This window comes from Rhizobium sp. BR 315 (assembly GCF_050577975.1).
In the GTDB taxonomy this organism is placed as follows: domain Bacteria; phylum Pseudomonadota; class Alphaproteobacteria; order Rhizobiales; family Rhizobiaceae; genus Rhizobium; species Rhizobium miluonense.
This window is the reverse complement of record NZ_JARWKZ010000059.1, coordinates 1-19233: the sequence shown is the minus strand read 5'-3', so window position 1 is coordinate 19233 and position 19233 is coordinate 1. Positions and strand designations below refer to the sequence as shown.

Here is a 19233-nt window from a genome sequence, read left to right as displayed (position 1 = left end):
GCGCTACACTCTCCTCGACATCGGGCTCACGTTCTCGGCTGTTTTACCAGCCCTGAGATGACATCGCGCACGGACATGCCTTCGGCGCGGGCCGCGAAGGTCAGCGCCATGCGATGCTCGAGCACGGGCTCGGCAAGTGCATGCACATCGTCGATCGAAGGCGCAAGCCGGCCTTCGTACAGTGCGCGGGCGCGGGCGCAGAGCATCATGGCCTGGCCGGCGCGCGGGCCTGGACCCCAGGCGACATGCTTGTCGGTCGAGGCGTTGCCTTGGCCCGGGCGGGCAGAGCGCACCAGAGACAGGATCGCATCGACCACGCCGTCGCTGACGGGCATCTGGCGGATCAGCTGCTGAATTTCCAGCAGACGTGCGGCATTGATGACCGCCTGCGGCGTCGCTTCGCTCAAGCCGGTCGTTTCGAGCAGGATGCGGCGCTCGTCGGCCAGCTCGGGATAACCGACATCGACCTGCAGCAGGAAGCGGTCGAGCTGGGCTTCCGGCAGTGGATAGGTGCCTTCCTGTTCGAGCGGGTTCTGCGTTGCAAGAACGTGGAAGGGCGCGGGCAGGTCATAACGCTGGCCGGCGATGGTGACGTGATATTCCTGCATGGACTGCAGCAGGGCCGATTGCGTACGCGGCGAGGCGCGGTTGATTTCGTCGGCCATCAGCAATTGTGCGAAGACCGGGCCCTTGACGAAACGGAAGGAGCGGCGGCCGGTTTCGTCCTGATCCATGACTTCGGAGCCGAGAATATCGGAGGGCATCAGGTCGGGCGTGAATTGCACGCGGTTGGAGGCAAGGCCTAGGACTGCGCCGAGAGTCGTGACAAGCTTCGTCTTGGCGAGGCCAGGCACGCCGACCAGCAGGGCATGGCCGCCAGCGAGCACGGCCAGCAGCGTGTTCTCAACGACGCTTTCCTGACCGAAAATGACCTTCGATACTTCTTCGCGGATGCTGGCGATATCGCTCAGCGCCTTTTCGGCTGAAGCGATGATGGCCTGCTCGTCGAGGCTCGTTTCGGTCGATTTAATCATGCCCATTTGCGTCTCCAATGGCAGAAAAGCGGTGCGCGCGATTCGCAGACCTTACACATTTGCCCCATAATCAATACAACTTATCGCCACGAGCATGGCTGACAAGCACGTTTCGAATGACTATCTCGTGAGAAACTGTCGTATTCGTGACTAACGGCGAACCGGGACGGAAGAATGGCAACCGAGGAAATCAAGGCTACCGGCGATGCAGCGAGTCTCGCAGCCCTCATATCGCGTGCCGCTGGAGACAGCGGCGATCGCAAGAAGGGCTTGCCGCCGGTCGATCACTGGAATCCCCCATTTTGCGGCGATATCGACATGGAAATCAAAGCCGACGGGACCTGGTTCTATCTGGGCACGCCGATCGGGCGTGCCCCACTGGTGCGGCTGTTCTCCACCGTCCTGCGCAAGGACGCCGACGGGAAGACCTATCTCGTCACGCCTGTGGAAAAGGTCGGCATTCGTGTTGTCGATGCACCGTTCGTCGCTGTCGAGATGAGCGTGACGGAGCGTGACGGCAGACGGGTGCTGACTTTCCGCACCAACGTCGGCGATGTTGTCGAGGCGGGCAGGGATCATCCGCTCCGTTTCGTCATCCGCGGTGAGAATGACGAGCTGAAGCCCTACCTGCACGTCCGCGGGCGCCTGGAGGCGCTGGTGACGCGCGCGGTCATGTATGATCTCGTCGAACTCGGCGAGCCCGTCGAGATAGCAGGGCGAGAGGTGTTCTGTGTACGCTCCGGCGGCTCGATCTTTCCCGTCATGACGGTTGCCGAACTGGATGCGCTGACACGATGAGCGAATTCCCACTTTATTCCGCGGATGAGTTCCGGCGCCGTGCTCTCAAGCAGAGCGGTGGCCCGGTCGAGTTCGCCTGGCGCGATCATGGCGATCATCGCCTCAATCCCGAGACCATATCCCAAGTCGAAGGGCTGAAGCTGAAGGATGCCGCCGTGCTCGTGCCGGTCGTCGACAGTGGCGACGACGCCAAGGTGATCTTCACGCTCAGGACTTCGACTTTGCGCAAGCATTCCGGGCAGATCGCATTCCCTGGCGGCGCCATCGATCCGGAGGACGCTTCGCCGGAAATGGCTGCCGTGCGTGAGACAGGCGAGGAGATAGGGCTGGGCGATATCTTCATAGAACCCGTCGCGCGGCTCCCGTATTATCTAGCCGCCACCGGCTTTCGCATCACGCCGATCCTTGCGGTGGTAAAGCCGGGCTTCGATCTGGCTCTCAACCCGACCGAGGTGGAGGATGCCTTCGAGGTGCCGCTCTCCTTCTTGATGGACCCAAGCCACCACGCGACAGACACCATGCTCTGGCAGGGAACCGAACGCCATTTCTATCGCATACCCTATGGGCAGCGCATGATCTGGGGCATTACAGCGGGCATCGTCCGCACGCTTTATGAAAGGCTTTACACATGACGTCCGTTGCCGGTGAGGCCTGGTTCCGGGATAAGGCGCTGCAGCGGGTGCTGACCTTGCTGAATGCCGATGGCGGCGAGGGCCGTGTGGTCGGCGGTGCCGTGCGCAATAGTCTCATGGGGTTGCCGGTCGCCGATATCGATATCGCCACGACATTGTTGCCGGAGGCTGTGGTCGAGAGAGCGAGTGCGGCAGGCATCAAGGCGGTGCCGACCGGCATCGCGCATGGCACAGTTACCCTTGTCATCGATGGGAAACCGTTCGAGATCACGACCTTGCGGCGGGATGTAGAGACGGATGGGCGCCGAGCTCGCGTTGCCTACAGCGAGGATTGGCAGGCCGATGCGGAGCGGCGCGACCTGACGATCAATGCTCTCTACGCCTCCTCCGACGGCGGGGTTGTCGACCTTGTGGACGGACTTGCCGATCTGGAACGACGCAATATCCGCTTTATCGGCGATGCCGCGACGCGGATCGCCGAGGATCATCTGCGCATTTTGCGCTTCTTCCGCTTCTTCGCGCATTACGGCAGCGGCCGTCCGGATGCGGACGGACTACGCGCCTGTGCGGCAGCGCGGACGAAGATCGCGACGCTGTCGGCCGAGCGTGTCTGGTCGGAGATGAAGAAGCTGCTTTCGGCCGGGGATCCGGGCCGAGCGCTGCTCTGGATGCGCCAGGTTGGGGTGCTGACCGAGGTTCTGCCGGAAACGGAAAAATGGGGTATCGACGCCATTCCGGCGTTGATTGCCGCCGAGCAAGCGCTCGGTTGGGCGGCGGATCCTTTGCTGCGGCTTACCGCTATCGTGCCGCCAGATGCGGCGAGACTTGGCAAACTTGCCGAGCGTCTGCGTCTGTCGAAGGCCGAGGCAGCCTATCTGCAGGCTTGGGCGAATGCGCCCGGTATAAAAGATGAGATATCGGAGGCCGCTTTCGATCGGCTGCTTTATCGCTATGATCCGTCCGGCATAGCTGTCCGGCTGAAGCTGGCGCTGGCTGTTGCGCGAGGCAAGGCCGAGGGCGATTTCGAGGAGATGGCGCGCACTGCACGGCTCGGCAAGTTGCTGGAGCGTGCGTCGAAGTGGAAGAGACCGACTTTTCCTCTCAGCGGTTCGGATGTGCTTGCCGCAGGCATCAGTGCTGGTCCGCGCGTCGGCGAACTTCTCGGTAAGCTGGAGCAGGAATGGCTCGAAGGAAACTTTACTGTCGACCGGGCGGGTCTTCTCGCCCGGTTGACGGATCTGGCTAACACCTGACGACAGAGCGCAGCTCAGGCTGCATTGGCTTCGTCGCGTATGCGTGCCTTGATGTTGTCGATCATATTTTCCCGGACGATTGTTTCGCCATGCGCATCACGCATGTGCTCGACAGCGCGACGAACCACTTCGGCATCGTCCTTGGCGCGCGTGTGCCATGTGCAGCCGGGTACAAGCGTACCACATTCGAACAGTCGCATGTCTTCCTCCTCAATTTTCAACAGGATTGCGGCCCTTCATGCCGAAGGACATGAAGGTTAAAACGCTACGAATGGGAAAAGGTTTCTCTGTCCGGCAAGGTTCCAACGCTTGCCGGACCATTCTTTCGGATTTCAATCCGGCATTGCCCAGGATTTGAAGCAGTCAGACGACTGATACCTCGTAACGGGAGCTTGCCTGGCCGAGCGATCGGCCTCCATGCGAGCGAAGTCGCTTGGCGACCTATTGCCTGCAAGCTGCATTCTGACCTGCTCGATGAAGCAGGAGAGAGGCAAATCGGACCCGCTGCGGACCCTCATGTCCTCGGCTAGCCGGACGATGAACTCCGGACTATCGACAGTGCGCGAAAGCCTCGTTTCCTTCGAAACTTCCGTGACCTGATTCTGTACTGCCATTACAACCTCCTCCGATTGAAACGAGCATTACCTAACCTATGCACTCACTCCGCCGATTTCAGGGCTTATTGGTTCGTTTTATGTTGGATGCCCTAAGGCCAGCGTACCACGGGCGGCAGGGACGAGAGGATCGACTCCACGTTGCCGCCTGTTTTCAGTCCGAATATTGTACCCCGATCATACAACAAATTGAACTCCACATAACGCCCCCGACGGATTAATTGTTCGTCGCGGTCCTCTTCTGTCCATGCTTCGTTGAAGTTTGAGCGGACGATGCGCGGATAAACCATGGAAAAGGCACGGCCGACGTCGCGGGTGAAGGCGAAATCGGCGTTCCAGCCATCAGCTTCTTCCGTCGAATGCAGCCAGTCGAAGAAGATGCCGCCGATGCCGCGCGGCTCGTTGCGATGCTTCAGGAAGAAATACTCGTCGCACCAGTTCTTGTAGTGCTGGTAGTCGGCGACGGCATGCCGCTCGCAGACGATCTGCATGGCGCGATGGAAGAGGACGCTGTCGGGGTCTTCCTGGGTGCGGCGACGGTCGAGCACCGGCGTCAGGTCGGCGCCGCCGCCGAACCATTGGCTCGTCGTGACCACCATGCGGGTATTCATATGCACAGCCGGCACGTTCGGATTGACGGGATGGGCGATCAGCGACAGGCCCGAAGCCCAGAAACGCGGATCTTCCTCGGCGCCCGGTATCTGGCTGCGGAAATCGGGAGAGAACTCGCCATAGACGGTGGAGGTGTGGACGCCGACCTTTTCGAAGACGCGGCCTTCCATCATCGACATGCGGCCGCCGCCGCCCTGACCGTTCTCCCGCTCCCAGTCCTTGGCGACGAAGCGTCCCGGCTCCTGATCGGAGAGGGGGCCGGCAAGCTCGTCCTCCAGCTTCTCGAACTCGGCGCAGATCGCATCGCGCAGGCTCTCGAACCAGGCTCTCGCGGCCTCTTTCTTTGCTTCAATATCCTCAGGCAGTCCTTTGGGAAGATTGGGTCGTTCCATTCATGCTCTCCGACGGCGCGAGCAGCCGGCGGCCCGCGATTCGCACCGTATGTATCGTGATTTTGAATAACAGCAACACTACGGCACAGCCAGTGCAGCGGCGTTGCAGGAGAATCGACTCGCAAAATTTCCGGTGCGGTATTATGTTCCCCCTCTCAAAGGCGAGGTTTCATCATGAAGATACCCGGACCGCCGCCCCTTGATGGGTTGAGAAGCAGAATATTCCGCTATCGGCAGGAAAATCCGGCCGGCGGAAAGAGCGATTTCGTTCGAGAGACTTTTTGTCTCAGTCGCCCCGAAGCGCGTGCCAAGGCGCGTGAATGGTTCGATGAGTTCCCGAAAGCCGCCTACTGGACCGAAGTCGAAAGCTGGCGCCAGATCGAGGGCGACCGCATCGAGTTCACCATGCGGCGTTTGCCGTCGGCGGATTGAAACGGACGAAATGAGCGATTGCAACGGCAGGCGATCAGCCTGAAGCGGGCGGCTGCGTCTTCCTCAACCGGCTTTCGATCAGCAGCCCGCTCTCGTCCAGGATCGGATGCGCCACCGAAACGATGTGGGCATTGATGCGTTTCAGATCGCGCAGCATGTCGAGATGCAGCGAGCTGGTCTGCAGGCTATCGACGCGGCCGTCGCGCAATCTTTCGAGATGACGCTCGGAGGACTGCTTTTCCAGCCGGCGCACGTCCACCTTCACTTCCATCAGCTGCCTGGCCAGATTGAAGTCGCGGGTCACGAGGATCGTCTGGGCGATACGGAGATTATCGACTGTCAGGCTGAAGAGGCTTCTCAGCTCGCGATATCCGTCCTCCGAGAAGGTCAGGCCCTTGTCGATTTTCTTCCCCACCTGTTCGGCAAGGCCCTTTTCGATGATGTCGCCGATATGTTCGAGATTGATGGCATAATCGATGATGACGATCGAGCGGCGGCCGTTCTCATCGTCCAGCCCGTCACGTCCCAGCTTCGACAGGTAGATTTTCACCTCCTGCTGGAGGCGGTCGACGCGCTTTTCCAGAACCGGGATTTCCTTCAAGGGCGACAGGTCGTTGTTGTTGAAGGCATTTTCGGTGCGGATCAGCATGCGCTCGATGAGGTCGCCAACCGCGAGAACCTCTCGTGTGGCGCTGGCAAGCGCCACGATGGGCGTTTGCAGGGCCTGCTGGTCGAGAAACTTCGGGCCATCGTCGGTCTGCGGATCGTTGGGCACGACCCGGAGCATGGTCCTCGAGAGCAGGCGCGAGAAGGGCCATGCGCAGATGGCAAGGGCGATATTGAAAAGCAGATGCACGTCTACGGGCAGTTTGGCCGGCGAGAAATGCAGGCCTTGCATCCAATCCCCGATATAGCCTGCGAGCGGCAGCACGATGAGGCAACCGATTGCGCGCACGATCAGGTTCCCCAAGGTGACGCGCCGAACGGTTGCCGGGCCAGACAGCGTCGCCATGACGGGTGGAACCGCGCCGCCGAGATTGGCGCCGAGCACGAGAACGACGGTCAATGCCGGAGACAAAATACCGGTCGATGCAAGTGAGAGTATCAGCACGACGACCGCAAGGCTCGACGAAGACACGAAGGCCAGCACCGCCGAGAAGATGAGCGCCACCGGCAGCGCGCCGTCCAGCAGCCCGATGAAGGCGCCAAGCGCTGCCGATTGCCGCATCGGCGCGGTCGCAAGGCTGAGCAGTTGCAGAGAAAGCAGCATGAGCCCGATGCCGATAAGCGCGGTTCCCGCGCCCTGCTGAGAGGTCGAGGTGCGGCGATATAAGATGATGCCGATCAGGATGATGAGGGGAGACAGCCATTCGATGCCGGTCGCGACAATCCATGCGGTGACCGCAGTGCCGACATTGGCGCCCAGCAGCACGATCTGCGCCATGCTCGGCAGGACGAGGTCGCGCTCGACGAAGGAAGCGATCATGAGCGCCGTCGCCGTGGAGCTCTGCAAGGCGATTGTCGCGACGAAGCCGGATGCGAACGATCGCGTGCCGCTGCGGGTTCCTTTGGCAAGGCCTGTTCTGAGACGGGCGCCGAAAGCGCGTGACACACCGTCCTTTACCTGCGCAAGGCCGAACAGCAGGAGGCCGACGGCGCCGAACAGATTGATCATGACGATGGTGGATTCCATTTTCTGCTAAGTCTTTCTCATGCCGCTATGTCGTCAATGATTCCGAAAGTGATGATAACCTACTGAAAAGTCGTAAATTTCAGTGTGCGGTCGCGCTGGATTTGACATGGCAAATTCACTTGCCGGCTAAGCATTATACGCTTGCTGCAACGGTAGTCCACAACCGCTTGCGACATATTGGATCAACAATTGCGCATAAGCCCGATCAATGAGTCTTGGGCGGCTGCAGCTCGTCGGGTGAGCCCGGTTCGATCGGCGGTGCGTTGGGCAATATGCCGGCAGCGAAGGCATGTTTGACGTTTTCGATCGTTGCCGATCGTCGCTTGGAGCCAATCGGCGAGGTAGCAACAGCGACTGTTTCCGCTGCCGTCGGCGATGCTTCACCCTGGGATGCGGCATCGTATTCCCCGATCTTTGCTTCCGCTTTCGCCAGCGATGTCGCCAGGATGTCCCTGAGCGTGGCTGTCACGGGCAAATGCCCGTTCAAGTCGGTATTCGTGTGATGCCAGGCATGGGGGATGCGGCGGTCGGCGTGGATGAACGGGCGGGAATTGATCTCGCCGAACCAGTCCCACGCACCCATGACATCGACGACATCGGTGAAGGCCGGCGGCATGGCGATGCGCGCGCCGATCGTCACGATCTTCATGTCTGGAGCGAGCTTCGCGATCAGCGCCTCATCTTGCTTGTGCAGGTCGTGCAGGGCAGCGGAGAGGACCAGATTGCCCTTGGAGTGGCCGGTCAATAGCCGGAATGACAGGCGTGGGTCCGCAAGAAGCGCCCGCACAGTTCGGGTGTCGAGGCTGGTGCGGGCGACCGATTCGTCGCCATGCGCTCCAACCTTGGGCCGGCCGGCGAGATCGTCGAATATCTCCAGAAACGGGCGCAGGCCGCGCAGATGGCCAAAGAAAAAAAGCCCGCCGAAAGCCTCGGTAATGATATCCGCGATGCCATAGCCGGAAACGACGGCGGCAACCGGCCCCTGTATTGCATCGGCCACGTTGCGGGCGAAGGCAGCCGCACCCAATGCGGAGCCACCGATGCCCGCGACGGCGAGGGCCTGCACTTTATCGCCGCCTCTCAGGACAAATTCGTCCACCTTCTCGCAAAGGGTTATCGCTGCACCGCCACTTGGCGGGACAATCATGATTGCGCCTTCGGCTGCCAGCGAGTCGCTGAGGTAGAAGGCTTCCTCCGGCGTGATCACCTTGATGTCGTAGAACAGCGCGTCGAGCGCGAGGTTCCGCTGACGAAGGCCTTCGAGAGCGAGATTGCGGGCCGGTGAGCGCTGAAGCCGCTCGGGGAGGCTCAAGGTGCGCGCGAACTGCGTGAGGGAGAGCGTGAATGCCGTCTGGAACATGGGTCACCTCGCCAAGGTTGCCTGAGTTAGAGCATTCCAGAGGCAAGCTTCTCACACTTTATCGGACGTGCCAACGCCTATTCGGGTGCGACATTCAAGCCCAGGGTTGACGCCGGCGACCATTGCGTCTGCCGCAGCGCTTCACCCGATATCATGGCCGCGGACATGGCGACGTTGATGGAGCGCTGGCCCTCCACCATAGGGATCAGAATGCGGCCGTCGGCCCTGTCATGCACCTGTTCCGGCACGCCGGCGCTTTCGCGGCCGAAGAGGAGGATATCGTCGCTGCGGAAAGCGAAATCAGTGTAGGGTTGTGCTGCTTTGGTCGAGGCAAGCACCAACCTGCGGCCGCTTTCCTGGCGCCATGTCTCGAAACGATCCCAGTTCACATGTCGCGTCAGGGTGACGGCGGAGAGGTAGTCCATGCCGGCACGCTTGAGGTTGCGGTCCGATATGTCGAAACCCGCGGGCTCGATGATGTCGACGCCGAGACCGAGGCAAGCGGCCAGCCGCAGGATCGTGCCGGTGTTGCCGGGAATGTCGGGCTGGTAGAGGGCGATGCGGAGCGTGGTCATGCGCTGCAACTAGCGAAATCACCCAGATTTGTCTCTGATTTTCGTCGATACCTCGATTTTTGTGATGCTTTCCATCAGCAGAATTGAAGAATTTAGCCCATTTTTCAGGCATATTTCGCTTTTCAAAAAGGAAAAGTCGCGCTAAAAGACAGGCGCTCTACAACTTACGAATGAAGGAGGCTCATGATGGATATCTTGTTTGTGATGATGCGCCTCCGGTCCGTGCATTTTCGGACCTGCTGAGCGCCGTAAGGCGCGCATTCGCAAGCATTCCCCCCTTTCTGAGTCATTGCGCGGCCGGCATGGCCTCGTTGTTTTATCGCCCGACCACCATATGAGTCTGCGACCTTTAGGCGCTGCGGGTGGTCATAGGGTCGAGTCTTTGGAGCATTTCAATGTTTGGCTGGTTCGAACGCCGACTAAATCCATTTCCGAGCGAGGTGCCTGATACGCCTCCGCACGGCCTCTTCGCTTTCTGCTGGCATTATTCCAAGCCGGCCGCGCCGTGGCTGATCGCCATGAGCATCCTCACCATGTCGATCGCGATCGGCGAGGTGGCGCTGTTCCAATTCCTCGGCGATATCGTCGACTGGCTGACGAAGGCGGACAAGGCGACTTTCCTGCAGACCGAATGGCACAGGCTGTTCTGGATGGGCGCGATGGTGCTGGTCGGCCTGCCGCTTGCGGCAATCCTCGACAGCTTCATCATGCACCAGGTGCTGCTCGGCAATTATCCGATGATCGCGCGCTGGCAGATGCATCGCTTCCTGCTGCGTCACAGCATGACCTTTTTCGCCAACGAGTTCGCGGGCCGCGTCGCCACCAAGGTGATGCAGACCTCGCTTGCCGTGCGCGAAACGGTCATGAAGATTCTCGACGTGTTTGTGTACGTCTTCACCTATTTCCTCTCGATGATCCTCGTCATCGCTGCGGCCGATTGGCGGCTGATGATTCCGATCCTGCTCTGGCTCGGCGTCTATGTCGGGATCGTCGCTTATTTCGTGCCCGTGCTGCGCAAGATTGCGTCGCAACAGGCCGATGCGCGCTCGATGATGACGGGTCGCGTGGTCGACAGCTACACCAACATCGCTACGGTGAAGCTGTTCTCACACGCGGGCCGCGAGGAGACATATGCGAAGGCCGGCATGGAGGAGTTCCTTGATACCGTACACAAGCAGATGCGCAAGGTGACGCTGTTCCACGCCTCGGTCTATTTCAACAATTGTGCGGCGCTGTTCATTGTCTCGGCGCTTTCGATCTGGTTCTGGCTCAATGGTTCGATCTCCGTCGGCTCCATCGCCATTGCCATCGGCCTTGCCATGCGTGTGAACGGCATGTCGCAGTGGGTGATGTGGGAAGTGTCGGCACTCTTCGAAAACATCGGCACCGTCTATGACGGCATGGGGATGATGACGAAGCCGCACGACATTGTGGACAAGCCGGCAGCCTCGGCGATTGTCGCCAAGCAGGGTGCGATCCGGTTCGACCACATTCGCTTCCATTACGGCAAGGCGAAGGGCGTCATGGAGGACCTGTCTCTCGATATCCGTGCGGGCGAAAAGGTCGGTCTGGTTGGTCGCTCCGGCGCCGGCAAGACGACATTGATGAACCTGCTGCTGCGTTTCTACGATCTGGAGGGCGGCCGCATCACCATCGACGGTCACGATATCGCAGGGGTCACGCAGGACAGCCTCCGTTCGATGATCGGCGTAGTAACGCAGGATACGTCGCTGCTGCATCGCTCGATCCGCGACAACATCGCCTATGGTCGCCCCGACGCGACCGACGAGGAGGTTATCCGGGCGGCCAAGCGCGCCAATGCCTGGGAGTTCATCGAAGGCCTCGTCGACATGTATGGACGCACGGGGCTCGACGCGCAGGTCGGCGAGCGAGGCGTCAAGCTCTCCGGCGGCCAGCGGCAGCGTATCGCGATCGCCCGCGTCTTCCTGAAGGACGCGCCGATCCTGGTGCTCGACGAGGCAACCTCGGCGCTCGATTCCGAAGTGGAAGCGGCGATCCAGGAGAACCTCTTCGCGCTCATGCACGGCAAGACGGTGATCGCGATTGCCCACCGTCTGTCGACGCTGACCGAGATGGACCGCCTCGTCGTTCTCGACAAGGGCCGGATCATCGAGATGGGCACGCATCAGGAGCTGGCCCATAATGGCGGCATTTATGCCGAACTCTGGAGCCGTCAGTCCGGCGGCTTCCTCGCCGATCACGAAGAGGTCGAGACGGCAGCGCAATGATGGGCTGAACAACTGGGGTGCCGAGGTGCCCCAGTTGTTGCTTCAATGGCCCTTTCGGCCATACCGTTTTTCGCAGGACAAAAGCCGTCGAGCCGATATCCTCAATGTTTTCATTGGCGCTCAACGAGGAGGCCAAGGTGGCTATTTTCCCGAAATCAAAAGCACAACAAAGGAGCGCCGAAGACGATGATGCGAGCTAACGGCTCGCAAGAGCAAGTTGTACCGCGAGCAATCCGAACGCCGTCGCGAAGCTTCGACGCATCCATGATTGAACAGTCGGATTTGAGACGATATGGCGGTGCAGGTAGGCCGCAAACACACCATATCCCGCGAAGATGATGAAGGTGAGCGCCATGAAGATCAGGCTAAGCTTCAGCATCAGCGTGATCGGACTTGCCTGATCCGGCGTCACGAATTGAGGCAGGAAGGCGAAGAAGAAGATCGACAATTTTGGATTGAGCAGATTGATCAGGATTGCCGAGCCAATCACTTGCCGCGTGCTCTTGTCGGTCGGCGCACCGTCAACGCGCAAGACACCCCGTTCCAAAAACATCGACCAGGCCATGTACAGCAGATAGGCTACTCCGAGCCATTTGAGCGCTTGAAACGCCACAGCGCTGGTGTGCAAGAGTGCGGCAAGGCCACTGATCGCGGCAAGCAAATGCGGGATGATGCCGAGTGTGCAGCCGAACGCGGCGACCAAACTCGCCCTTGCACCGCCCGATAATCCAGCAGCAAGCGTGTAGATCGCTCCGGTGCCGGGAGACGCCACGATGATGAGGGTCGTTATCAGAAACTCCATGCTCATGCGATTGCCCCCATGGCAGAGCCGCGTATCGGCGACAAGGCCTGAGCCGATGTACTTATTTCGGCCGCTGATCTGCGCGAGACGTTCGAGCAGGCCGCAGGCGAAGCTTTCCCAACGATGAGTGCCGCAATCGCACTACTTCGTGCGGTGGAATACTCGATTAGCCGGTTCGTTGCGGGCAAGGTGCGGATTGACGGCGGATGCGGTGGATACATCGCATCGGATTGAGGGGAAATAGCGGGCATGAATCTCACTCGATGATGGCTTCAGGCAACATCGAGGTGTCGTGTTCTCCAGTCTTGAATAAAATTGCGGTTCGGTCGCCATCTCGTGCTTGCCAATCGTAACGCCAGGCACAACATTCTAACGAAAATGTAACCTTTGCCGCCGTCCGCCTTTACTTTGCGGAGCTTCAGAAATTTCCTATATCGCTTCCATGTTCATTCGTTCCGTGTACCGTCTGTTCGAGACGTGGATAGATCCCTATTACCGCAGCGGCGATCTCAAGCCGCCGCGGTCGCTTGGCGCCTTCATCTGGTATTACGTCGGTCAGGCGAAGGGGCCGTTCCTGGCGATGGCAGCGCTCGGCGGAGCGGTGGCGATGCTGGAGGCGGCGCTCTTCTGGTTTGTCGGGCATCTGGTCGATATTCTCGACAAGGTGAAGCCGGGCGAGGGATGGAGCGGGTTGCTCGCCGGCCACGGCGCTGCACTTCTTGGCATGGTCTTTGTGGTGCTCGTGGTGCGCTTCGTGGTCGTGAGTCTTGGCGCGCTGGTCGAGGAACAGGTCGTCGTTCCCGGCTTTCTCAATCTCGTGCGCTGGCAGGCCTACCGGCATGTGGCCAGACAATCCGTCGAATTCTTCCAGAATGATTTTTCCGGCCGCGTCGTGACCAAAGTCTGGTCGGCGGGGCAGGCGACGGGCGATCTTGTCGTGTCGCTGCTGCAGGTGGTCTGGTTCATCATCATCTACGCTGCCTCGACCATCGCGCTCGTCGGCGGGCTCGACTGGCGGCTGGCGCTGGTAATTGCGATATGGATCGGCATCTTCTCGCTGCTGGCCCGCCATTTCGTGCCGCGCATCCGGCAGCATGCGCGTAATGCTGCGGAGGCATCGTCGATGCTGAACGGCCGCATGGTCGATGCCTATGCCAACATCCAGACGCTGAAGCTCTTCGGACGGGAAGAGCAGAACGATGACTATATCCGCCGTGGGTTCGATCGTTTCCAGGCCGCCGTCATGCCCTTCACCCGGCTATTGACCGGCGTTCGTTCATCCCTTGCTCTGCTGTCCGGCGTGATGATCACTTCCATCGGCGTGCTTGCCGTGCATCTCTGGCTGGCTGGCGAGATCTCGACGGGCGGCGTCGCCTTCACGCTCAGCATGGTGCTGCGACTGAATATGCTCTTCGGCCGCATGATGGCACAGTTCAACGCCATCATGCGCAATCTCGGCACGATTCAGAATTCGGCCGAGATGATCTCCGAGCCCATCGGCCTGGTCGATCGAGCCACTGCCAAGGACTTGGCGATCAGCGGCCCGGAAATCCGCTTCGACAATGTGACCTTCCATTATGGGCGAGGCGGTGGCGTCATCGACAATTTCTCGCTTTCGGTGCGTGCGGGAGAGAAGGTCGGCATTGTCGGCCGTTCGGGAGCGGGCAAGACGACGCTCGTCAATCTTCTGCTGCGCTTTTACGACCTCGAAGGTGGCCGCATCCTGATCGATGGACAGGACATTGCCGGCGTGCGGCAGGAATCGCTGCGGGCCTCCATCGGCATGGTGACCCAGGACACGGCGCTTCTCAATCGATCCATTCGCGACAACATCGTTTTCGGGCGCCCGGATGCCAGCGACGAGCAGATGGTGGAGGCCGCCCGACAAGCGGAGGCCGACGAGTTCATCACCGCTCTGGAGGATCAAAAAGGGCGCACGGCTTACGCGGCCCATGTCGGCGAGCGTGGCGTCAAGCTCTCGGGCGGACAGCGTCAGCGTATCGCGATCGCGCGTGTCATGCTCAAGGACGCGCCGATCCTCGTGCTCGACGAGGCGACATCTGCACTGGATTCCGAGGCCGAGGCCGTGCTGCAGTCCAACCTCGATGGGCTGATGAAAGGCAAAACCGTTCTGGCGATAGCGCATCGGCTCTCGACCATCGCCAAGCTCGATCGGCTGGTCGTCATCGACAAGGGCGAGATCATCGAGGAGGGGACGCATGACGAGCTGATCGCCGACGGCGGCCTTTATTCCGAGCTATGGGCACGTCAGTCCGGTGGTTTCATCGCGGCGGATGCCGATTGATCGAAGCTTGTCCGATAGACGGTGAGATCACGGGTGCCGAGGCACGCTGAACTCCGCCATCAAGCCAAAATGGTTCGAGCCCATCGCGTCCCGGATCTGCTTTACGGATATCAGCCGCAACGGCGCGCGGGCAAAGACGTGATCGATGCTGATGCCATAAGGCCCCGCCGCGACCGGCCAGGTCGCAGGCTCTGGGAAGGCGTGTCGAAGGGCGGTTGCGGCCAGAAAGTCACGCATATCCGGAGCGATGACCGAAGCGTTGAAATCTCCTGCGAGGATCAGCGGCTCCTTCGCGTCGTTGAGGATGGAGGCGAGGAGGCCAAGTTCGATCTGGTGAAACTCGTCGAAGTAGGGCTTGCTCAAATGAATGGAAGCGAAATTGACGGGCTGGCCGTCCATGTCGATGGTGGCCAGAATAAAGCGATTGTCCCAAAGGCTGTCGAGGCTGCGCATGAGCCGAGTCCGGAACGGTCTTTTCGATAGCAGCAGCGAGTCGCAATCGGTGGTCATCTCGCCGCAGCCGATGCGATAGGGGTAGATCTTGGTGATGCGATCCATCGCGGAAAAGACGGGTCCCGCCTCGAAAATTTCAACGACATCGGCTTTCGAGGCGACAATGAGATCGGCGATGCGGGCGCCGTTTTCAAAATTGCTGTCCTCGATGTTGAAGGAGAGCAGTTTGAAATGACCGCCGCTTGCCTCCGCTGAAGCGACGAAGGAAGACGCGGCGTGTTCCTGCAGCATGAGGACAGAGTGAACGAGGAGCACGGTTCCGGCCGCCGTCAGCAAGATCGCATACCAGTGGCGCTTGAAGAAGAATGCGGTCAGCGCAAGTATGATCGCAAACAGGCTTATGTGGGTCTGCAGGCTCTCGAAAAAGGCCAGCAACCAGGAATCGGTGACATAGCGTGCCGCAAGGATACCCAGGGCCAGCGTGGCGAGAACGCATAGAACGCAATAGACCGTGTGTCTCATGAGACGTTCTCGAGCTTATTTTTCGATACTTTCAAGACGCGAGGCCTAACTGCATTCGCCCACAAATCGCGCAGGAAATCCATTCGGTTTTAAGAGGTAAAGCCCTGGCCCCGCGATGTGTCGAAAGTGCTAATATTATGGCGATTTCCGCAATGCGGTATTGAAATTACTGCTTATTTTGCTCTGCAATATGAGGGTATACTATCCAAATCCTCTGATTTTTCATGCGTTTACCGCCTTATCTTGAAGGCCGGGGAGTTCAGGCCCGGGCCTTGCGGCTTAATAGCGCAGTTTTGCCGCGACATTGTGCCATCTCCCCTTGCCAAGACTGGACATAATTTGCGATCAAGCTTAGAACGCAGCGGGTTACGGAGGAATCTATGGCGGAAATATGGTCGCGTTGATTCGCCGTTAGTGAGGGGGTGCCGCGGTTCTGCCGTGGTTTGCGGAAGAGGAAGTGCAGCCTTGAGCGAGCATAGTACGACAACTGAATCCATAGGCGAGCCTACGCGCCGCGATTTCCTTTATTTGACGACAGGTATGGCTGGTGCGGTTGGCGCAGTTTCCGTCGCTTGGCCGTTTATCGACCAGATGCGGCCGGACGCATCGACACTTGCTCTTGCTTCCATCGAAGTCGACGTGTCGAGCCTTGAGCCTGGCATGTCTCTGACGGTGAAGTGGCGCGGCAAGCCTGTCTTCATCCGTAATCGCACGCAAAAGGAAATCGACGATGCCAAGGGCACGCAGCTCTCGGACTTGAAGGATCCGGTCGCTCGCAATGCCAACCTTCCATCCGATGCGCAGGCAACCGATGTTGCCCGTTCGGCCGGCGAGGGCAAGGAAAACTGGCTCGTGATGATCGGCGTCTGCACCCATCTCGGCTGCATACCGCTCGGCCAGGCGGGGGAATACGGCGGGTGGTTCTGTCCCTGCCATGGTTCGGTCTACGATACCGCCGGCCGCATACGCCATGGGCCTGCGCCGCAGAACCTCTTCATACCGCAATATGCGTTCACGTCGGATAAGAAGATCAAGGTCGGTTGAGGGGGAGCTGAATCATGAGTGGTCATTCGTCTTACGAGCCATCGACAGGGCTCGAAAAATGGGTCGACGCGCGGCTTCCGCTGCCGCGTATGGTCTATGACAGTTTCATCGCCTATCCGGTCCCGCGCAATCTGAACTATGCCTATACGTTCGGTGCCATGCTGGCCGTGATGCTGGTCCTGCAGATCCTGACCGGTGTCGTGCTTGCCATGCATTATGCGGCGAATACGGCGATCGCCTTCAACTCGGTCGAAAAGATCGTCCGCGACGTCAACCATGGTTGGCTGCTGCGCTACATGCATGCCAACGGCGCGTCCTTCTTCTTCGTGGCCGTCTATCTCCACATCGCCCGCGGCCTCTACTACGGTTCCTACAAGGCGCCGCGCGAAATCCTCTGGATCCTCGGCGTGATCATCTACCTGCTGATGATGGCAACCGCCTTCATGGGCTACGTTCTGCCCTGGGGCCAGATGTCCTTCTGGGGTGCGACCGTCATCACCGGCTTCTTCTCCGCCTTCCCATGGGTCGGCGACTGGATCCAGACGTTCCTGCTCGGCGGCTTTGCCGTCGACGACCCGACGCTCAACCGTTTCTTCTCGCTGCATTACCTGCTGCCGTTCATGATCGCGGGCGTTGTCATCCTGCACATCTGGGCGCTGCATGTGACCGGCCAGACGAACCCGACCGGCGTCGAGGTCAAGCTGAAGACGGATACCGTGGCCTTCACGCCCTATGCGACGCTGAAGGATGCGCTTGGCGTTTCCATCTTCCTGCTGGTCTTCGCCTATTTCGTCTTCTACCTGCCGAACTTCCTCGGCCATGCCGACAACTACATCCCGGCCAACCCGCTGAAGACGCCGGCGCACATCGTTCCGGAATGGTACTTCCTGCCGTTCTACGCGATGCTGCGCTCGATCACTTTCAACATCGGCCCGATCGACTCCAAGCTCGGCGGCGTCTTGACGATGTTCGGCGCGATCATCGTGCTGTTCTTCCTGCCGTGGCTCGATACGTCGAAGGTTCGCTCCGCCGTTTATCGTCCGTGGTACAAGCTGTTCTTCTGGCTGTTCGTCGCCGATGCCGTTCTGCTCGGCTGGCTCGGCTCGCAGCCGGCGGAAGGCATCTACACCACGGCTGCGCAGTTCGCGACGTTGTTCTACTTCCTGTTCTTCCTCGTCATCATGCCGGTGCTCGGTCTGGTCGAGACACCGAGGCGCGTTCCAAACTCCATTACGGAAGCGGTTCTTGAGAAGCAGGGCGGTAAAGTTGCCGCTCCGGCTCAGGCATAACCGGCGATAGAGGAAGAAAACGATGAAGAAACTTATTGTCGGCCTTCTGTCGCTTGCGCTCATCGGCGGTTCGGCCACCGTTGCCGCCACTGCAGCGGAAACGAAGCCTGCCGCAGAAGCCGAGACGCCGCATTATCCGCTGAAGGAGCCGCGCGAGCAGCATTGGACCTTCTCCGGTCCTTTCGGCCACTATGACAAGGCGCAGCTTCAGCGCGGCCTCAAGGTCTATACGGAAGTCTGTTCCGCCTGCCACTCGATGAAGCTGGTGGCCTACCGTACGCTGGGAGATCTCGGCTATACGGAAGCCCAGGTGAAGGCCTTTGCAGCCAACTACGAAGTGCAGGACGGGCCGAACCCTCAGGGTGAGATGTTCACTCGCAAGGCAGTTCCGTCTGACCATTTCAACTCGCCGTTCCCGAACGACGAGGCAGCTGCTGCTTCCAACAACGGGGCTGTGCCGCCGGATATGTCGCTGCTTGCCAAGGCGCGCGAAATCGAACGCGGCTTCCCGCAGTTCGTCTTCGATATCTTCACCCAGTACCAGGAAGGCGGCCCGGACTATATCTACTCGCTGCTGACCGGTTATGAAGAACCGCCGGCTGGCTTCAAGGTGCCGCAGAATTCGCACTACAACCCGTATTTCGATGCGGCCGCGACTTTTGCGATGCCGAAGCCGCTTTCGGACGGCCAGGTGACCTATGACGACGGCTCGCCGCAGACGGTCGATCAATATGCGCGCGACGTGTCTGCATTCCTGATGTGGACATCCGAGCCGCATCTGGAAGATCGCAAGCACCTCGGGTTCATGGTCATAGTGTTCCTGCTGATCTTCTCGGTATTGATCTATCTCACCAAGCGCTCCGTCTATGCCAAGGCCGGCGCTCACTGAGTATTGAGAGAACGACACGAAAAGGCGGCCCTTCGTCAGCCTGTGTGGAAACGTTTGGAGGCTCCGGTTTGACCGGGGCCTCTTTTGGTTTCTGGGTCTATGCGGGTTTTGATGTTATGTTTATGGTGCGCCTGATGTTGTAGGCGAGCACCGAGAGGGCCATTTCGGTTCTGGTGCCCTTGAGGTTTCTGGTCAGGAAACGTCCGCCTGCCATCATCCGTTTGATGGTGCCGAACGGATGTTCTGCGGTGCATCGACGCTTTCGCATCATGTCGGGCGTTGCCC

19 protein-coding genes are annotated in these 19233 nt (G+C 59.8%); 9 read left to right on the top strand and 10 right to left on the bottom strand.

Features of this window, described 5'->3' with window-relative positions; all coding sequences use genetic code 11:
* Window positions 1-26 precede the first annotated feature (26 nt).
* A complete protein-coding gene (locus QD409_RS30765; RefSeq protein WP_430764539.1) occupies window positions 27-1040 on the bottom strand; it encodes an AAA family ATPase in 1014 nt (337 codons plus the stop codon).
* Between the two features lie 168 nt (window positions 1041-1208).
* Here QD409_RS30765 and QD409_RS30760 point away from each other — a divergent pair, with 168 nt between their 5' ends.
* Genes QD409_RS30760 through QD409_RS30750 form a run of 3 tightly spaced genes read left to right on the top strand, consistent with a single transcriptional unit; the run spans window position 1209 to window position 3717 of the window.
* The gene (locus QD409_RS30760; RefSeq protein WP_430764538.1) at window positions 1209-1832 is read left to right on the top strand and encodes a DUF1285 domain-containing protein; all 624 of its coding nucleotides are present in this window, start codon (window positions 1209-1211) and stop codon (window positions 1830-1832) included.
* Window positions 1829-2464, top strand: a complete 636-nt coding sequence (locus tag QD409_RS30755; protein ID WP_430764537.1) for an NUDIX hydrolase — start codon at window positions 1829-1831, stop codon at window positions 2462-2464. Before QD409_RS30760 ends, QD409_RS30755 begins: the two co-directional genes overlap by 4 nt.
* On the top strand, window positions 2461-3717 hold the full coding sequence (locus tag QD409_RS30750) for a CCA tRNA nucleotidyltransferase (protein ID WP_430764536.1): 1257 nt from the start codon (window positions 2461-2463) through the stop codon (window positions 3715-3717). The genes QD409_RS30755 and QD409_RS30750 overlap by 4 nt, the downstream gene beginning before the upstream one ends.
* A gap of 14 nt (window positions 3718-3731) precedes the next feature.
* Here QD409_RS30750 and QD409_RS30745 read toward each other — a convergent pair whose 3' ends face one another.
* The 3 genes from QD409_RS30745 to hemF form a co-directional block, all read right to left on the bottom strand.
* Window positions 3732-3917, bottom strand: a complete 186-nt coding sequence (locus QD409_RS30745) for a DUF1059 domain-containing protein (RefSeq protein ID WP_092853357.1) — start codon at window positions 3915-3917, stop codon at window positions 3732-3734.
* A 132-nt stretch (window positions 3918-4049) separates the two neighbouring features.
* Window positions 4050-4331, bottom strand: coding sequence for a hypothetical protein (locus QD409_RS30740; RefSeq protein ID WP_430764535.1), 282 nt, complete (start codon window positions 4329-4331; stop codon window positions 4050-4052).
* A 92-nt stretch (window positions 4332-4423) separates the two neighbouring features.
* A complete protein-coding gene (gene hemF, locus QD409_RS30735) occupies window positions 4424-5335 on the bottom strand; it encodes an oxygen-dependent coproporphyrinogen oxidase (protein WP_430764534.1) in 912 nt (303 codons plus the stop codon).
* A gap of 171 nt (window positions 5336-5506) precedes the next feature.
* Between hemF and QD409_RS30730 the strand changes: the two genes are divergently transcribed.
* Entirely contained in the window at window positions 5507-5767 is a 261-nt protein-coding gene (locus tag QD409_RS30730; protein WP_430764551.1) for a hypothetical protein, read from the top strand.
* A gap of 34 nt (window positions 5768-5801) precedes the next feature.
* Here the strand turns inward: QD409_RS30730 and QD409_RS30725 are convergent, their stop codons facing one another.
* The 3 genes from QD409_RS30725 to QD409_RS30715 form a co-directional block, all read right to left on the bottom strand.
* On the bottom strand, window positions 5802-7460 hold the full coding sequence (locus tag QD409_RS30725) for a Na/Pi cotransporter family protein (RefSeq protein ID WP_430764533.1): 1659 nt from the start codon (window positions 7458-7460) through the stop codon (window positions 5802-5804).
* A gap of 205 nt (window positions 7461-7665) precedes the next feature.
* Window positions 7666-8820 (bottom strand): hypothetical protein, encoded by a 1155-nt coding sequence (locus tag QD409_RS30720; RefSeq protein WP_430764532.1) that lies wholly within the window; start codon window positions 8818-8820, stop codon window positions 7666-7668.
* Between the two features lie 77 nt (window positions 8821-8897).
* Entirely contained in the window at window positions 8898-9395 is a 498-nt protein-coding gene (locus tag QD409_RS30715) for a tRNA (cytidine(34)-2'-O)-methyltransferase (protein ID WP_430764531.1), read from the bottom strand.
* A gap of 395 nt (window positions 9396-9790) precedes the next feature.
* Between QD409_RS30715 and QD409_RS30710 the strand changes: the two genes are divergently transcribed.
* Entirely contained in the window at window positions 9791-11644 is a 1854-nt protein-coding gene (locus QD409_RS30710; protein WP_430764530.1) for an ABC transporter ATP-binding protein, read from the top strand.
* 196 nt (window positions 11645-11840) lie between these two features.
* Here the strand turns inward: QD409_RS30710 and QD409_RS30705 are convergent, their stop codons facing one another.
* Complete coding sequence (locus QD409_RS30705; RefSeq protein WP_430764529.1) at window positions 11841-12452, bottom strand: LysE family translocator; 612 nt, start codon at window positions 12450-12452, stop codon at window positions 11841-11843.
* 436 nt (window positions 12453-12888) lie between these two features.
* Here QD409_RS30705 and QD409_RS30700 point away from each other — a divergent pair, with 436 nt between their 5' ends.
* On the top strand, window positions 12889-14751 hold the full coding sequence (locus tag QD409_RS30700; RefSeq protein ID WP_430764528.1) for an ABC transporter ATP-binding protein: 1863 nt from the start codon (window positions 12889-12891) through the stop codon (window positions 14749-14751).
* Between the two features lie 27 nt (window positions 14752-14778).
* On the opposite strand, the gene QD409_RS30695 is transcribed toward QD409_RS30700, so the two are convergent.
* Complete coding sequence (locus QD409_RS30695; protein WP_092853342.1) at window positions 14779-15726, bottom strand: endonuclease/exonuclease/phosphatase family protein; 948 nt, start codon at window positions 15724-15726, stop codon at window positions 14779-14781.
* Window positions 15727-16191: 465 nt separating this feature from the next.
* Between QD409_RS30695 and petA the strand changes: the two genes are divergently transcribed.
* From petA to QD409_RS30680, 3 genes are read left to right on the top strand one after another with little or no spacing between them, the layout of a single operon-like run.
* On the top strand, window positions 16192-16770 hold the full coding sequence (gene petA, locus QD409_RS30690) for a ubiquinol-cytochrome c reductase iron-sulfur subunit (RefSeq protein WP_092853340.1): 579 nt from the start codon (window positions 16192-16194) through the stop codon (window positions 16768-16770).
* A 14-nt stretch (window positions 16771-16784) separates the two neighbouring features.
* Window positions 16785-18059: a cytochrome b gene (locus tag QD409_RS30685; protein WP_037151232.1), complete on the top strand. Its 1275-nt coding sequence runs from the start codon at window positions 16785-16787 to the stop codon at window positions 18057-18059.
* 22 nt (window positions 18060-18081) lie between these two features.
* A complete protein-coding gene (locus QD409_RS30680; RefSeq protein WP_430764527.1) occupies window positions 18082-18948 on the top strand; it encodes a cytochrome c1 in 867 nt (288 codons plus the stop codon).
* A 97-nt stretch (window positions 18949-19045) separates the two neighbouring features.
* Here the strand turns inward: QD409_RS30680 and QD409_RS30675 are convergent.
* Window positions 19046-19233, bottom strand: a 188-nt coding sequence (locus QD409_RS30675; protein ID WP_430762500.1) for a transposase, incomplete at its 5' end; no start/stop codon positions are given.

Bases quoted from the DNA above. Each gene is read 5' to 3' on its own strand.
- QD409_RS30765 (WP_430764539.1), bottom strand. From the start codon at position 1,040: ATGGGCATGATTAAATCGACCGAAACGAGCCTCGACGAGCAGGCCATC.
- QD409_RS30760 (WP_430764538.1), top strand. From the start codon at position 1,209: ATGGCAACCGAGGAAATCAAGGCTACCGGCGATGCAGCGAGTCTCGCA.
- QD409_RS30755 (WP_430764537.1), top strand. From the start codon at position 1,829: ATGAGCGAATTCCCACTTTATTCCGCGGATGAGTTCCGGCGCCGTGCT.
- QD409_RS30750 (WP_430764536.1), top strand. From the start codon at position 2,461: ATGACGTCCGTTGCCGGTGAGGCCTGGTTCCGGGATAAGGCGCTGCAG.
- QD409_RS30745 (WP_092853357.1), bottom strand. From the start codon at position 3,917: ATGCGACTGTTCGAATGTGGTACGCTTGTACCCGGCTGCACATGGCAC.
- QD409_RS30740 (WP_430764535.1), bottom strand. From the start codon at position 4,331: ATGGCAGTACAGAATCAGGTCACGGAAGTTTCGAAGGAAACGAGGCTT.
- hemF (WP_430764534.1), bottom strand. From the start codon at position 5,335: ATGGAACGACCCAATCTTCCCAAAGGACTGCCTGAGGATATTGAAGCA.
- QD409_RS30725 (WP_430764533.1), bottom strand. From the start codon at position 7,460: ATGGAATCCACCATCGTCATGATCAATCTGTTCGGCGCCGTCGGCCTC.
- QD409_RS30720 (WP_430764532.1), bottom strand. From the start codon at position 8,820: ATGTTCCAGACGGCATTCACGCTCTCCCTCACGCAGTTCGCGCGCACC.
- QD409_RS30715 (WP_430764531.1), bottom strand. From the start codon at position 9,395: ATGACCACGCTCCGCATCGCCCTCTACCAGCCCGACATTCCCGGCAAC.
- QD409_RS30710 (WP_430764530.1), top strand. From the start codon at position 9,791: ATGTTTGGCTGGTTCGAACGCCGACTAAATCCATTTCCGAGCGAGGTG.
- QD409_RS30705 (WP_430764529.1), bottom strand. From the start codon at position 12,452: ATGAGCATGGAGTTTCTGATAACGACCCTCATCATCGTGGCGTCTCCC.
- QD409_RS30700 (WP_430764528.1), top strand. From the start codon at position 12,889: ATGTTCATTCGTTCCGTGTACCGTCTGTTCGAGACGTGGATAGATCCC.
- QD409_RS30695 (WP_092853342.1), bottom strand. From the start codon at position 15,726: ATGAGACACACGGTCTATTGCGTTCTATGCGTTCTCGCCACGCTGGCC.
- QD409_RS30685 (WP_037151232.1), top strand. From the start codon at position 16,785: ATGAGTGGTCATTCGTCTTACGAGCCATCGACAGGGCTCGAAAAATGG.
- QD409_RS30680 (WP_430764527.1), top strand. From the start codon at position 18,082: ATGAAGAAACTTATTGTCGGCCTTCTGTCGCTTGCGCTCATCGGCGGT.